Annotated in this window: 16 protein-coding genes and 1 pseudogene; 4 read left to right on the forward strand and 13 right to left on the reverse strand. The window is 33.1% G+C overall.

Features of this window, described 5'->3' with window-relative positions:
- Nucleotides 1–347 precede the first annotated feature (347 nt).
- The 3 genes from BJ095_RS03355 to BJ095_RS03365 form a co-directional block, all read right to left on the reverse strand.
- A complete protein-coding gene (locus BJ095_RS03355; protein WP_036179369.1) occupies nt 348–1,355 on the reverse strand; it encodes an LCP family protein in 1,008 nt (335 codons plus the stop codon).
- A complete protein-coding gene (locus tag BJ095_RS03360) occupies nt 1,345–1,872 on the reverse strand; it encodes a sigma-70 family RNA polymerase sigma factor (protein WP_036179365.1) in 528 nt (175 codons plus the stop codon). The genes BJ095_RS03355 and BJ095_RS03360 overlap by 11 nt, the downstream gene beginning before the upstream one ends.
- A gap of 470 nt (nt 1,873–2,342) precedes the next feature.
- Entirely contained in the window at nt 2,343–2,945 is a 603-nt protein-coding gene (locus tag BJ095_RS03365) for a hypothetical protein (protein WP_036179362.1), read from the reverse strand.
- A gap of 369 nt (nt 2,946–3,314) precedes the next feature.
- On the opposite strand from BJ095_RS03365, the gene BJ095_RS18950 reads away from it, so the two are divergent.
- Together BJ095_RS18950 and BJ095_RS18955 are read left to right on the forward strand one after the other, a co-directional pair.
- The gene (locus BJ095_RS18950; protein ID WP_156962315.1) at nt 3,315–3,458 is read left to right on the forward strand and encodes a hypothetical protein; all 144 of its coding nucleotides are present in this window, start codon (nt 3,315–3,317) and stop codon (nt 3,456–3,458) included.
- A gap of 122 nt (nt 3,459–3,580) precedes the next feature.
- Nucleotides 3,581–3,718: a hypothetical protein gene (locus tag BJ095_RS18955; protein ID WP_170215869.1), complete on the forward strand. Its 138-nt coding sequence runs from the start codon at nt 3,581–3,583 to the stop codon at nt 3,716–3,718.
- Between the two features lie 5 nt (nt 3,719–3,723).
- Here BJ095_RS18955 and BJ095_RS03370 read toward each other — a convergent pair whose 3' ends face one another.
- The 4 genes from BJ095_RS03370 to BJ095_RS03385 form a co-directional block, all read right to left on the reverse strand.
- On the reverse strand, nt 3,724–4,041 hold the full coding sequence (locus BJ095_RS03370) for a hypothetical protein (RefSeq protein ID WP_141096071.1): 318 nt from the start codon (nt 4,039–4,041) through the stop codon (nt 3,724–3,726).
- Nucleotides 4,038–4,880, reverse strand: coding sequence for a site-specific tyrosine recombinase/integron integrase (gene xerA, locus BJ095_RS03375; protein WP_036179355.1), 843 nt, complete (start codon nt 4,878–4,880; stop codon nt 4,038–4,040). The genes BJ095_RS03370 and xerA overlap by 4 nt, the downstream gene beginning before the upstream one ends.
- Nucleotides 4,881–5,081: 201 nt before the next feature.
- On the reverse strand, nt 5,082–5,495 hold the full coding sequence (locus BJ095_RS03380) for a hypothetical protein (RefSeq protein WP_036179352.1): 414 nt from the start codon (nt 5,493–5,495) through the stop codon (nt 5,082–5,084).
- Nucleotides 5,496–5,737: 242 nt separating this feature from the next.
- On the reverse strand, nt 5,738–6,058 hold the full coding sequence (locus BJ095_RS03385; RefSeq protein ID WP_036179349.1) for a hypothetical protein: 321 nt from the start codon (nt 6,056–6,058) through the stop codon (nt 5,738–5,740).
- Between the two features lie 410 nt (nt 6,059–6,468).
- On the opposite strand from BJ095_RS03385, the gene BJ095_RS03390 reads away from it, so the two are divergent.
- A complete protein-coding gene (locus BJ095_RS03390; protein ID WP_036179346.1) occupies nt 6,469–7,704 on the forward strand; it encodes an IS110 family RNA-guided transposase in 1,236 nt (411 codons plus the stop codon).
- Nucleotides 7,705–8,020: 316 nt separating this feature from the next.
- On the opposite strand, the gene BJ095_RS03395 is transcribed toward BJ095_RS03390, so the two are convergent.
- The 6 genes and pseudogenes from BJ095_RS03395 to BJ095_RS03420 all read right to left on the reverse strand — a co-directional run bounded on the left by BJ095_RS03395 (nt 8,021) and on the right by BJ095_RS03420 (nt 14,184).
- Nucleotides 8,021–8,371, reverse strand: coding sequence for a thiol reductase thioredoxin (locus tag BJ095_RS03395; protein WP_036179343.1), 351 nt, complete (start codon nt 8,369–8,371; stop codon nt 8,021–8,023).
- Between the two features lie 391 nt (nt 8,372–8,762).
- Complete coding sequence (gshAB, locus tag BJ095_RS03400; protein ID WP_036179340.1) at nt 8,763–11,027, reverse strand: bifunctional glutamate--cysteine ligase GshA/glutathione synthetase GshB; 2,265 nt, start codon at nt 11,025–11,027, stop codon at nt 8,763–8,765.
- A gap of 60 nt (nt 11,028–11,087) precedes the next feature.
- Nucleotides 11,088–11,510: pseudogene (locus BJ095_RS19205) on the reverse strand (alpha/beta hydrolase-fold protein); the annotation flags it as partial.
- A gap of 111 nt (nt 11,511–11,621) precedes the next feature.
- Nucleotides 11,622–12,203 (reverse strand): S-(hydroxymethyl)glutathione synthase, encoded by a 582-nt coding sequence (gfa, locus tag BJ095_RS03410; protein ID WP_036179337.1) that lies wholly within the window; start codon nt 12,201–12,203, stop codon nt 11,622–11,624.
- Nucleotides 12,204–12,224: 21 nt separating this feature from the next.
- Nucleotides 12,225–13,064, reverse strand: a complete 840-nt coding sequence (gene fghA, locus BJ095_RS03415; protein ID WP_036179334.1) for an S-formylglutathione hydrolase — start codon at nt 13,062–13,064, stop codon at nt 12,225–12,227.
- Nucleotides 13,065–13,068: 4 nt separating this feature from the next.
- Complete coding sequence (locus BJ095_RS03420; RefSeq protein WP_036179331.1) at nt 13,069–14,184, reverse strand: S-(hydroxymethyl)glutathione dehydrogenase/class III alcohol dehydrogenase; 1,116 nt, start codon at nt 14,182–14,184, stop codon at nt 13,069–13,071.
- A gap of 125 nt (nt 14,185–14,309) precedes the next feature.
- Between BJ095_RS03420 and BJ095_RS03425 the strand changes: the two genes are divergently transcribed.
- Nucleotides 14,310–14,678 (forward strand): winged helix-turn-helix transcriptional regulator, encoded by a 369-nt coding sequence (locus BJ095_RS03425; RefSeq protein WP_036179328.1) that lies wholly within the window; start codon nt 14,310–14,312, stop codon nt 14,676–14,678.
- The last annotated feature ends 291 nt before the right edge of the window (nt 14,679–14,969 follow it).

A 14,969-nucleotide genomic window follows, 5' to 3' on the forward strand; every position in this document is an offset into this window, starting at 1 on the left:
ATCTTGAATTTTTTAGTAATACTACTTTTAAATTAGTCTGATAAAATGTAAAAATGTTACAGTTTTTCTTAAACATCTGACCCTTTCAAGTAAAAAAGCGCAAATCCATCTTCATTGCTATCAGATTAATAAATTCAAAGTGTAATAGACAAGTCCTTTTTTAGAGTTTAGCCAAAGTTTTCTACTAGAACAAAGCATTTCTCTTAAATATCTAATGCCTTTAAGTTGTTGATTAGAGAACATCCCAAGTGAAAATTTAATTACACCAAACATTTATATATTGATCTACAACTCTTGCGTTTACGATACGGTAACGATTTTTGATGTGAATTTTTTTATATTTCCGTTTAGTTAAATGTTGTTAATTCCTCTGAAACTGAATTTAAAAAATCTTTTTCAAACTTAATAAAGTAAGCCCCATTTATACTTATGTCTTTCCCTCCATCGATTAATGATACCGATTGGATCAATTGAATTTCCATTTTATTTTCTAACAAATTTTCAATTGGAAGATTTCCTTCTATTTTAGTAGTAAATTGTTTTAATTGTTTTTGTGGTAATACGTTTATTGCTTGGTCTATAACTGCATTAATGAGGTTTACTTGATCTTCTCCATCCAAGCTTCTTCCATATGTAGCATCCATCATTAATGCCAGAACCTCTTCTCCATTCAAACGATTCTTCCCCTTTTTGAATTCAAATGCCACTTGAGATATAGCCCTTACTTGAATATCTTCTTCCAAGTCGTATTCTATACCATTCACTGAATCAATCATTGTTGAAAAGGTATCTAAATCAATGGCTGCATAATAATCAATTGGTAAATCAAATAGCTTAGAAACTGTTGCTCTTACACTTTCACCTCCAGCTCCTCCCGAACCGTAAACATAAGCATGTGTCAACTTATCATATGAAGTAGTTCCATCATTAACCAATATCGGTGCATACGTATCACGAGGAATCGATAGAACTTTCATCATCTTTTTATCTTTACTATAAGTAAGTAAAAGGTTAATAGGTATTCTATTATTCTCATCTTTCACCGTAAATAGAGTGGTAAAATATTCGTCTTCTTGAGATACTACTTCACTAGCATTACTTTCGTTGTTTCCGTTATTAGAATTACCATGAAGAATCGAGGGAATAAACAAAAATATACACAAGCCAACCACTGCTAAAGAAGCTGTAAGAATGGAGAATTGTTTTGAAATAGAAAAAGGAGATTTCTTTTGTGCATGATGATTATTCTCCAAATTATTAATTTGTTCAAACACTTCATTACGGTCTTCTTTCGTAAATCTTAATTCTTGTTTAGACATGTTATTAAATTGATCTTTTATCCGTTTATCTTCCATTAAACTCCGCCTCCTTTATCATCGACTCCAATCTTTGTTTTGCTCTTCTTAATCGAGTTTTCACTGTATTAACTGGAATATCTAAAACGTTAGCAATTTCCTCAGTATTTAATGAATCATAGTAGTATAGATAAATCACTTCCCGATACACTTTCGGAAGAGAAAAGATATTCTCTTTCATTTCTTCGTTAGTATATTTATCGATAACTGTTTTTTCTGTTGATGGTAATATTGACCTTGCTGTTTCACTTATAAAACTTCTAACTTGTACCTTTTTATAATTCCAACTTTTCAAATAATCTTTACATTCGTTAATGGTTATACGGTAGAGCCATGTTTTTATTTGTGCATCAAATCGAAACGTATCCAGGTTTTTATAGCATTTGATAAACGTATTTTGAACCATATCCTTAGCAATTCCTGCATCTTTCACATAAGTAAATGCCAATCGTACTAACTCATTACCATATTCGATCATTATTTTTTCTAATATAAAATCTTTTTCTTCTCTGTCCAATCTACTACCCTCCCTTTCAATCAACTTCAAATTCTGCTATTAGACGATTATCAGTTCATACTAGGTTCAATTTTAAAAAATTTTATTTTAATAAAGATTCTCTTCTAATCGGCACTTAACATTTAATTGATTTTTATTAATAGCTCGTATAAATGCATCCATACAATTATAATTGAAATACAAAACCTGTATCTTAGATTATTAATTAATCATAGATACAGGTTATTGTTTAATAATTATTCCTTTTTCCGCTAAAATGACCCTACTATACAGTATTGACTTTCTACCATAACCAACAGTTAGCAAAGATACTAAAAGTTCCAGTTTTATTCTTAGTAGAAGTATTAAATACAGGTAATCGTTATCTACCGTTACATAGAACAATGATAAAAGGTTAAATACATCAATGTTTTATTGCTGATACTGTACACAAGCCCCGTTACTCAATCTTTTTTCAAAGTGGAGGGATGTCACTTAATAAAATCTGCTTTTAATAGATATACAACGTCATATTTCTCTAATTCATTAATATGACCATCAACATCTTGATAAAAATCGGCGGTAAGCGAATTCATAATTCCATCTTTCGAATAACAAATACTTCCTAATACTACTTCTCCTTCAATAAAAGTGTTCTCTCTTTGAAAGGGAGCCCACACACTTGACATATCATCTAAATCTAAACCATTTAAGTTTGGATCAAAGGCACTTTCCGAACTAACGCCCCCCTTACTGCTAATTGCAATATTAAATGTAGGTTGCTTTTGGATATAGTTTGTTTTGGAAGTGGTAAAGATAATAGAGCCATCTCCCTCTACCTGCATCGTTAAATCGCTTATTTTATCCTCAACCAAATTTCCTAATTCATATTTTTCTATCCATACAGTTACTTCTTCGTATTCTTTGTCTATATTGAAATCAAATACAAATGATCCGCCTGAACTACTCGAAAGAATTGCATTTTCTCTGTCTGTTAATTCAGCAACAGAAATTGTATTTGAATTATTACCTTCACAAGCACTTAAAATAAATAACAACAGAGCAGATATTAGTATTGTAAGTGTTCTTTTCATTTATATTCCCCCCTAGTTGCTTTTTAACATTCCTTATTAATCTTTTTATATTTTAACATAAATATCCAATTCCCTTTATAGGTTGCTCCACAATATGACCCGATTGCGAAATATTATCACTTTTGTTTGTCCTAAAGGTCTGCTAACAAGCACATCGATGCTGAAGCATCGTGTCATTGTTGCATCTCGCTTCCCTCTAAATTCCAAGCGAACGATAGTATTCTATTAAACCTATTAAAATATAAAAATATCTACATATTGTATATGCAAAAAATCTACCCACAATATGTTGTGTTATTTATTTATAGGCTTTATAATGAAATCAGGGGAATTTTTACTAGAAAAATATAATAGAAAGGAGAGCTGTGTATGGTGAAAGGTTTTAGTAAAGCAAAATTAAATAGTGAAATTCGTCGTGCCGAGAATAAAATGAAAACAGAATTAAATAAGGCACAACGTGAAATCAATAGAGAAATTAATAAGTTCGAAAGACAAATAAAAAAGGGATTCTAATGTGCAGCAACACATAGAACCCCAAGAAATTATTGTATGACTTTATCATAACCGTATTCAATTTGAAATAATAGAGTATATATGTTCTAATTTCCCCTAATAGTGAAATGGAGTGAGGTTAAATGGCTAAATCTAGTTCTCGTAAAACTTCAAGTGCAAAACTAGCTACAAAAGCTTCTAAAGTACTTCAAAGTAAAAGCTCCAGTAAAGTAGCAAGATCTTTAGCTGGTAGTGTATTAGCACAAGCAAAATCCAAATAAGAAGTTTAGTATTTAACAAAAAAGTATGTTTTGATATTCAAAACATACTTTTTTACCGCATCCTCTGATATCAAACTTGCACTTTCTGAAGTTCTTGTACTCTGTTTACCATTTCCAGAGTTATAGTAATAGACAACATATTTCTCTTGATTGTGTTTAAAAGTTTCTTTTTCTTTAACTACTACATAGTAAGAATACTGTGTACGTGTAGAATCATAATACCCATTTAAAGAAGTTGTTAATAATGCATTATAAACACCTACACCTAGAGAAGTTAATAATACTCCAACTGCTACGATAGGCGCTCCCCATACCATAGTCAAAAGTATTTACTATAAAAATCCTGTCTTAGTTTTCCGCTTAGTTGAGCATATATTTTTGTCGTCTCACTCTTTTCATGACCCAGTAAACTTTGGATCACATCAATAGGCGCACCGTTATTAATCATTTGAGTTGCATAACTATGTCGTAATTGATGGGGATGTATACTCTTTTTTATCCCTGCTCGATTTGAAATGCGTTTTATAATGTATCTTAGATTATCAATACTCATACGCCTTTTCGGCCTTCTGTCCGTAATAAATAAGTAAGGATCTTTATCATCTCGTTCGTCTAAATACCTTTTTAACCAAATTGAACAACGAGTATTAAAGTAAACTTCTCTTTCTTTATCACCTTTTCCATGTACAATAACTGAATTCGTTCGAAAATCAATATCATCGCGATTTAATTTTGCAACTTCCCCAATACGGCAGCCAGTCGAATACATAAACTCAAATAGCGCATTCTCCATTGTTGTTTGACAAGCTTCCCTTAGATGTTCTATCTCTAATTCTGAGAGAAACTTTGGAATCCTTTTACCTAATTTTGGCTCTTTCAATTTAGCTGCAGGATTTTTTAGAATATAACCCTCTTCATGTGACCATCTAAATAGTGATTTTACACAACGGATCCTGTGGCCTAAACTGGAAGGCTTTAAATGAACTCCTGACTGTATTAAATATTCTTTTAATTTCTCCGTAGTAAATGCGTTCATATCAATATCCCCAAAAAAGCGCAATAAGAGATTATATTGAAAACGATATGTTTTTAATGTAAGTGATGAATATCCCTCGATTTTTTTATCTAGTTGATATTTTTTCCACGCTTCAGATAATAACATACGACTATCACTCTCCTATTATTTAAATCTATTAATCTAAATTCTATTATGTTCAAGGATAGTCTTTTTCATACGAAGTTATATTCAATAATCTAAGATATTAATAAGTTTCTGAACTCTAAGTAACCCTAAAACATTAGAAAAAAAGCCCTTTCCTTGTTTCCTGAAAAGCGCCCTTTTGTTGAGTAATGGTAATAATTCTTATGAAGATAAATGTTTGTAATCTAAAATTTTAATTTCAAATTGATGATTACATTTCTGCTTATTAATCTTCTCACTATCACAGGATGGCGATATTCTTACCTTAACTAAATCTTCTTTGACATCATCATTAAGGTTTTTCGGAGGGATCTCAATTCTTACAATCACATCATAGGAATGATTGTCATTGTAAGTAATACCAATAATCCTTTTCCATTGCCAGTCAAAAAGATTCTCTCCGCCATACTCTTTGATTACTCTTTTATCAATAGTTGGGAATATGATGTCTAAGATAATGTCCTCTGCTGTGACATACATATCTTCTGCTTCTGGATTAGTTTCTGATTTAACAATTTGCGTAGGAATAAGAATAATAAATACAAATCCTAGTAAGACTAAGTATTGCTTAATCATCGAGTTTCACCTCAGAATTTTGTTTAATTCTTATTCTTTGCATATTGTAATTTTTTATTAATTTAACTTTGTCCTTTAATGAAACCAGACGTATTTCTTAGAGAAACGCGCCCGATTGTAGTTTAACTAAAATAGTGTCTCAGTCTTTAAAATTAATTTATTCTTCTTTCACTAAAGCACCAGTGGAAACAACTATAAGTGGCAGTCTGTTGATTTATACAAAATTAAAAATAGAATTTGTTCTATGAGGTAGAACAAATTTGGGCTTCAACTATTTCAACTTTCCCTTCTTTATTAACGCTATCTTTCCCACGTTCACAGTTATCTTTTATTTCCCATTCTATGTAGTATTTATTATTCTTCAATTCAACTGAAAGTATTTCGGTTTTACCATTATGGCTATAATGATTATCTAACACAATTTGTTTTGCTTCATCTTCTGAAATTACATTTCGAATATTAGTACAGGCTCCTAATAATATGACCGAGATTATGACAAATACTCTAAAATACACTCCAACACCTCTACGATTCTGCCTCATTACTTCAACTCTTGATTCCATATTCCATTAGGCTTTGAACACCCGAATACTTTCTGTTTCAGTTTCCACATAAACTCACTTAAATTTTAACAAAAATATCCCGATTCCTTTATTGATCGTTATTCAAGATAATGATCCTTAAAAGCCAAAAGAACGCTGATTCCTCAAGAATCGCGCCCGATCGTATTATAAGGTCAGCCAGAAAATATTTCTGGTTGACCATTTTTTATATCGATATATGATAACTGTAGCCGGGGTAGAACGTTTGCGCCCGTGGGGCTACGACCCCGTCCGCAAAACAGTTCGCCCCCTACTTGTAGAAACATGTTTGAGGCTGGTTGGGACATTGATCTCGTATAACAAGCGAAGCTATGACACTACAAAGAGGATTTAGGGGTTACCGGCAAGTTCATTTTGAAGGAGGAATTATAATGAATCCAGTCATTGGTCTGGATGTAGCGAAAGGTGAAAGTCAGGTTCAAGCATACTTGGAAAGAAAGAAGCCCTACAAGAAAAGTTTCAAAGTAAAACATGATCTTGATGGGTTAGCTAGTTTATTAGATTTCATTAAAGAATTAGAAGATATTTCAGGAGAACGTCCCCCTCTTGTTCTGGAATCAACGGGGCATTATCACACACCAGTTGTTCAATATTTTGAGGACAAAGGCTATTTAATCATTATCGTAAACCCACTCATCTCTTATAAAGCAAAAAGTTCTAGTTTGCGAAAGGTAAAAACAGATATTATTGATGCCAATCACCTCTGCGAGCTGTATTATAAGGAGGATTTAGAGCCTTATAAAAAGCGTGGTATCCAACTAACGAACTTACGTCATCTTACGAGACAGCACGATAATGTTACAGGCATGTTTGTACAAACTAAACTACAATTCCAGGCGGTTTTAGATCAAGTTTTCCCTGAATATACTAATGTTTTTGGAGACCTATATTCGGATGTTTCTTTGAAAATACTACATGCATTTCCTACTTCAGAGGATATATTAAAAGCCAATATCGAAGTATTAGCAACTAAAATAAAAGAATTCTGTAATTCTCGATCTTTAGAATGGGCAAACAAACAGGCTGAAAAGCTAATGACTGCAGCAGCTCAAAACCCTTTTCAGAAGGCCCTGTATTCTAGTCTTTCCCTAAGCTTAGATATGTATATTAATATGCTCTTTGAATATAAAAAACATCTATCCATGCTTGAAAATGAGATAGATGCTTTAGCAAATAGTATTGAGGAATCAAAGATTATCCGATCAATTCCCGGTATCGGCGAAAAAATCGCTGCCACAATAGTTTCTGAAATTGGGGAAATTGAAAGGTTTAATCATCCTAAGAAACTAGTCGCATTTGCCGGTATTGATCCAAGTGTCTTTGAATCTGGTACATTCAAAGGTACTTATAATCGAATAACCAAAAGAGGCTCTAGCAGACTACGGCAAGCTTTGTATATGGCCGTTAAATGTGCTATTCGTGACTGTCGAAAGCAGAAAACAACGGATGAAATCCTTCCTCGTAATAAGAAATTAAGGGCTTTTTATGATAAAAAGCGGGAAGAAGGAAAACCATTTAGAGTAGCTGTAATAGCTTGTGCAAACAAACTCTTACATTGGATATATGCACTATTAAAAAGCAAAACTGCTTTCCAAGACTTAGCTTGATTTAACAGATTAACCAAGTGACCCTGAACTTTCCAAATCTAATTTGGACGGTTATTTGGTATGCACAAATTTAGTATAACATGATAATTTTATTATTTTTAATGAAAATTATTGACAACTATTAGCTGGTTTAATGAAATTGGGCGCATTCCTTATTATAGAAATGCGCCCTATCCTGGAATAACGGCCAGCTTCTATTAGCTGGTTTAATTGAATAACACTATTTATCTAATTAGATTTTCAAATCAATATATGGCTTGGTAGTTAAAAATGTTTCCAGCACATTGCTGCAGACACTTGTTACTTTGGAATTGAATTATTTATTCATAAAAGCTGTGATTTCTTCTTCTGGCACGGATGAATCGCATTTCACGTTTACTGTGTCACCATTAGTATAGATAAAACCAGGAACCGTTGGAATGTCGTATTCATTACGAAAGGCAGCAATACCTTCCATATCAGATTCTTCCACACTATTAACGTAATAGATATGAGTATCAGTTTCTTCAGCAACTTTTTTTAGTTTTTTAACAAATTTTTGACAATAAGGGCATACAGACTTGCCAATATAGATAACGGCTTCTCCTTCCCCTTTTATCAATTCCTGTGCTTTTGCGGAATCAATTTTTTCAAAACTAGCTACAATTTCTTCATAAGTAGAAATCATCTCTCAATCTCCTTTCTCAAATGTCATTATTATGCAACGGTGTGTAATTCCTCAAATAAATTACGCTTACATGTTTGAATGTTGAACCTTATCATAAATAGATGTAAAACACAAAATTAAATCTTAATCAAATTATTAAGAGACTGAAAACGTAAAAATATAAATTCTTTCGCTTATTGTGGAGAAATATATAGATTCAAACGATTTTATATCTATATTTTAAGCGTCAGAAAATATATACATAATATTTTAACAATATTATTTTAACCACGTCCTTACTCAACGGGGTTATGCATGTTTAAGATTTGAACAGTAAATAACTTTATTGTCATTCAATAGCTTACTGTTGTAAATCAAAGTTTTGGAAGGGGTACCCCTAATTTATTGACTCCTAACTTTGTAATAGTTCAGGGAATAAATAATGTATGATATGCATAGTTAAACGTCGAGATTTTCCTTTATATGGATAAATATGCATATACATTGATGGATTAAAGTTCGCTTCAATAATTCCATAAGCGTTTTTATTCGTCGCAGGAACATTTGTATCTTCAATAATCAAATCGATCCCACAAATTTTAGCTCCAAGTGCAGCTACTGCATCCACTGCGATTTTTTTATAATCATCCGGAATTTGATCGGTCACATCAATCGAGTCTCCACCTGTACTAATATTGGAGTTTTCACGCAGAAAGATGATTTCATCCTTTTTAGGAATCGAATCGATTTGATATCCTTGACCTTTAAGCATAAGTTTCTCCAATTCACCTAACTGGATCCTTTCTAAAGGTGTCCGATGGTCGCTTCCTCTTAATGAATCGTTATTTTTTTGATTGACTAACTCTTGGATTGTATGTTTACCGTCACCTTTAACATTCGCAGGAATTCGTAATAAAACAGCATAAACTTGATCATTTATCACAAAAAATCGATATTCTGTTCCTTTAATAAATTCTTCTATTAATATAGTATTGTCTTCTTTAAATGCTAAGGTGATTGCTTTATGATAATCTTCTTCATTTGCGCCTTCTTTGAAGATCGATATTCCTAACCCATAGTTTGTTGTTTTCGGCTTCACAACAAAAGGTTTAGTGGAAAAGAAATCATAGGAACGTAAAGCTTGTTCGATTGTTTGAAACTCCTCACCCTTAGGCACTCGGAATGCATGTTGGTGAAGAATTTTCTTTGTTACTGTTTTATTCTCCATAATTAAAGTGGATACATAATTATCTACACTTGTCATATTTCCATTTTTTACATATTCAACATGATCTTTTAATTTCAGCTTCAAAAATTGATCCTGTCGATCCAAAATTTCCACTTGGATTCCTTGTTGAATCGCATCAAACATTAAAATCTGAGTCGACAACTCCATATCAGTAAATCCTGTTAATTGATAGGGCTTATCCCATGATTTTTTATAATTTTCTTTAGCAATTGACGTAGCCACTTGACATTGACTGCTTTTTCCACTTTCTTTATAAAGTCTTCCCGCTAAAGTCTTACTTGGGTCCATTAGCATTTCTCTCAGATGAATAAATAACGTATCTGAAATTGGCAAATCTAAGATTTGTACTAAATGTTCCATCTCATCAATCATATTTTCAGCATCTTTTTTAAACTTTGTATGCTCTAATGGGTGTTCAAGAGCCACTACATCATTGTAGTAATCGCCCATTTTTACCCACTCATCACAATTTTCTCCTTCATCTTTCCATAGTAAATAAATTAAGAAAAGATGTAGAAATTCTGCTTGTTCATAGCTAACTCCATACGTTTCAAAAGGATTTAAATCTATATTTCGCAATTCAATATAATTAATACCGTGAACCGCTAAATCTGAAACCTGTTGTCCGCCTCTTAAACGGACAGGTGAATAAAATTCTTTTTCTTTTGATAGAAGCCCTCTTTTAACCATTAATGAAAGATCGGATAGATAGTTCTGTATACTGCTATATGAGACTTCAACACCAGCAGAATTTGTATAACCATACTTACTGTTTCTAATGCTTCTTACTGGTCCATTCAAAGAATCTTCTTCAAAAAAATTTTTTTCACTACTAGGAGAAGCTCCATAAAAATATGTGACTAACCATCGATAGTGTATGTAGTTTCTTGTGGCTTTTAGATAAATCTCTGTTTTAAAATGGTGAAAATCTTTAATCTCTGATTGAGCGTTAAATAATGCTCGAATGAGCTCATCGCCAAATTCAAAGTTAAAATGAACACCACAAATCATTTGTTTACGACGGCCATAAGTATCGGATAAAGTTTGGCGATATAAAACATTTTCAACATTTTTCAATTTTGCAATCACTATATTTTCTTCTTTTTCTGGTAACTGTGGCGGCATGCTTAATGGCCAAAGCATTTCATTTTTACCCATAGATCGATAAGCAACATCATGGATCGCTGCTAAGTAATTAAACAGTTCCTCTAATGTGTTAGAAACAGGTGTGATGATTTCCATCTGTAATTCTGAAAAATCCCGCTGAATATACGGATGTTCATCTCGCAGCGAAATACTTTTAGGATGATCCGTTTTAGCTAAATTTCCGGATAAGTCAACCCTATTACTTTCTTTTTCAATCCCATATCGGGCATTTAATAAGTATGGTTTAACATGGTCATTGACTAACATTTTTTTAATATCCATAGTAATTATCCCTCCCAACCTAATTATTTTTATAACTATTTCTTAATTTTTGTTAATAAATTACCTTAAGTACTTCATATGGAAAGCGAAATGTTCATTTAGAAAAATAGCAATAAAGAAATAGCTATGATTATAACCTTCCATTTTCTGATAATTTATTGTTTGATTATTTTCCCCTAAATAAGAGGTAAAAGCTTTTATTCCCCATAGGACTTGGCAGGGACTTTAAATAGGAGAAAAGGCAGAAATTGCTTTGAATCGCGACGTATTTTTCATGCCACTCACTAAAGCAACATGGACCGCTCATTGAGTGGTCCATGTTGCTTTCTTCTCCTAAAAATTTAGTACTAAAGTTGACGCAATGGCATCTACTAAATACGTATACATTTTATAATACTTTGCCCATGGGTCTTGTGTAGCATTTAAATAAAAACCTGCGCCTTTTCCAAGATTCCATGCTTCATCTTCTTGAAGGCATCTTCCGAATGTTTTCTTATATTAATATAGGACTATGGAAGAATGCAAAAAAATAAGCTTGTTTTTATTTGAGATCAATTTCCGAATAGGGTTTTCTTGAAATTTATTACATATAGCTTAATCTCTATAAGTCCCTTTTAATTTAGCTACTTGGATTGAAATTAAATCCATTAACTCAGGTGACAAAACATCATAAGTAGGCAGGCCTAGATCATCGTGTAAAGTGTTTCTAATTTCACTCATTTTTGAAGCTGGTGTTCCTGTTTCAATTATTGAAGAAACAAACGCTGCAAATTTAGGTGCTGACCAACCTTTTTTGTCAGATAATTCTGTGTGTACAAAATCTAATCCATTAAATGCGTGGTCCTTATTTTCGACTCTTCCAAATAAGTGAACCCCACAATCTTTACATTCATGACGTTGGATTAGCGTTGATTCATCGACAATTTGTAATTTATCTTCATTTTTTAAAACTTTAACATTTTCACTACCGACAACGGCTACAAGAGAAAAAATCGCACCTTCTGGTTTCCAACATTTAGAACAGCCGCACGCATGGTTGTGCATAGTTTGTGCCTCAACGGCTACTTCTACAGGATTATTTTCACATAAACATTTTAATGTTCCACCAGAAAAATTGGAGTCTTCTTCATAACGATATCCATTATCTAATCTTGGGTGAAGGGAAATTTTTGACATAAAATACATCTACCTTTCTTGTTAGTACTTATTTAAATAGTTTTTATGAAATTTAATATGATCTTCAATAAATGATGCAATCGTAAAGTAGCTATGATCATAACCTTCAACTTTTTGATAATTCACTTCTTGATTATTTTCTTTAGCATTATTTAAGAAAATAGTTTCTTTCAATTGTTCTGGATAAAACTCGTCTTGAGTTCCTTGCATAATGAGAATAGGTGGAACGCTAGTTTCTTTGACCAGTTCTGAAGCATCCCATTCTTTCCAGGAATTTTTGTCTTCACCTAAATAAGAGGAGAAAGCTTTTATCCCCCATGGAACTTGACTAGGGCTTAAAATAGGAGAAAAGGCAGAAATTGCTTTGAATCTCGTCGGATTTTTCATGCCTATCACTAAAGCACCGTGGCCACCCATTGAGTGGCCCATTATGCTTTCTTCTCCTGAAAAATTTGGTACTAAAGTTGTCGCAATGGCTGTTAATTCATCTACTAAATACGTATACATTTTATAATGCTTTGCCCATGGTTCTTGTGTAGCATTTAAATAAAAACCCGCACCTTGTCCAAGATCCCATGCTTTATCATCAGCAACATTTTCTCCACGCGGTGAAGTATCTGGAATAACGACTGCCACTTGATATTTTTCAGCATATCTTTGAAATCCACTTTTTTGACTAAAATTATCGTCTGTACAAGTTAAGCCAGATAACCACCAAATAAGAGGGATTTTTTTCATTTCTTTATTTGATGGCAAATAGATACTAAATATCATATCACATTGTAAGACTTCCGAGTAATGGCTGTACTTACAATGTTCTCCGCCGAAAGAGCGATGTTTTTCAATAAGTTTAAGACTCACTTTCTCACTCTCCATATGTTAAAATCGTACGAATCGACTCGCCCTTATGAAGTAAATCAAACGCTTCATTTATGTCCTTAAAGCCTAAGTGGTGTGTGATATAAGGATCTAAATCAATTTTACCATCCATAAACTCTTCAACCATTCCAGGTAGTTGAGTTCTTCCTTTCACTCCACCAAAGGCAGATCCACGCCATACTCGACCTGTTACTAATTGGAATGGACGAGTGTGAATCTCTTTTCCTGCGCCAGCTACACCGATAATCGTACTTTCGCCCCAGCCTTTATGACAGCATTCAAGAGCAGATCTCATTACTTCAACATTTCCAATACACTCGAAGCTATAATCGACTCCTCCATCCGTCATTTCAACGATGACTTCTTGGACTGGTTTATCAAACTTAGCAGGATTTACAAAGTCAGTTGCTCCCATTTGTTTAGCTAATTCAAACTTATCCTCATTTAAGTCCACAGCAATAATTCGGCTTGCTTTTGCTTGAACCAACCCTTGAATTACAGCTAATCCAATAGCACCTAAACCAAATACGGCTGCCACAGCTCCTTCTTCAACTTTTGCTGTGTTGTGTACAGCACCAATGCCTGTAGTAACACCACAACCAAATAGGGCAACTTTATCAAGTGGGGCTTCTTGGTTAATTTTTGCTAAAGAGATTTCAGGAACAACAGTATATTCACTAAATGTACTTGTTCCCATGTAATGATAAATAGGCTCTCCATTGTAGGAGAAACGTGTTGTTCCATCAGGCATTAAACCTTTACCTTGAGTTTCTCTTACGGCACTACATAAGTTTGTTTTACCGGAACGACAGAATTTACATTCTCCACATTCAGCCGTGTATAGCGGAATAACATGATCACCTGGTTTTACTGAAGTCACTTCATCGCCTACAGCAACGACAACACCCGCACCTTCATGACCTAGTACAGCAGGAAATACGCCTTCTGGATCATCACCTGATAATGTGAAAGCATCTGTATGACAGACTGATGTATACAGTATTTTTACTAATACCTCTTTTGCTTTTGGTTCTTCTACATCGATTTCAACGATTTGAAGTGGTTCTCCTGGTTTAAATGCAACAGCAGCTTTACTTTTCAATTGAATACCTTCTTTCTTTTGTTTTCTAATTTACTTTAACCATAATTACATATTATAATTCACTGAACAATACTGACGTTTTTGTCACTATAAACAAAATAACAACAGAGAAGGGATCATAATATATGGAAACCCAATATAAAGAAAAAACTTTTTTTACTAGCAAAGATTTGGCTTTATCAGTGATAGGTGGACGATGGAAAATAGCGATCATATGGTGTCTGCTCCAACAATCCCCATTAAGGTTAAGCGAAATACAAAAATACCTTCCAGATGTCAATCAACGTATGTTAATTAGACAATTAAGGGAATTAGAAGAGGATAAAATAATTACTAGATATGTTTACCCGGTTGTCCCTCCTAAAGTGGAATATGAACTAGGTGAAATTGGTTTACTTCTCGAACCCGTGGTAACTTCCATTTGTGATTGGGGAGATAATTTTAGAGAATATTTAGAAAAAGACGTGAATAAAAATCAATTGAATAAAATTTAAGTCGATTTTGATTAGTTATGACTAGTAAAAACTCCGCATTCAGTTTATTCAGCACTTTACTATTATATTTTAAGCAAATATGCAAAAGTCTATACAAAGACTGCTATCAATCCATCTCCTTGAAAATCGATAAAATTGTTAGGATAACGGAAGGAATCGAATAATAATACGCTAATTTCTTATGTATACGCTATACTGTTTATGGCATCATAAAAATGTAAGCTATGGCATTTAATTTGTGCAGAAGGGCCGTAGGCCCTGCACAAATTAAAAAACCACTTGTCAACATTC

Origin of the sequence: Ureibacillus chungkukjangi, from assembly GCF_003217295.1 — a bacterium.
Taxonomy (GTDB): Bacteria; Bacillota; Bacilli; order Bacillales_A; family Planococcaceae; genus Ureibacillus; species Ureibacillus chungkukjangi.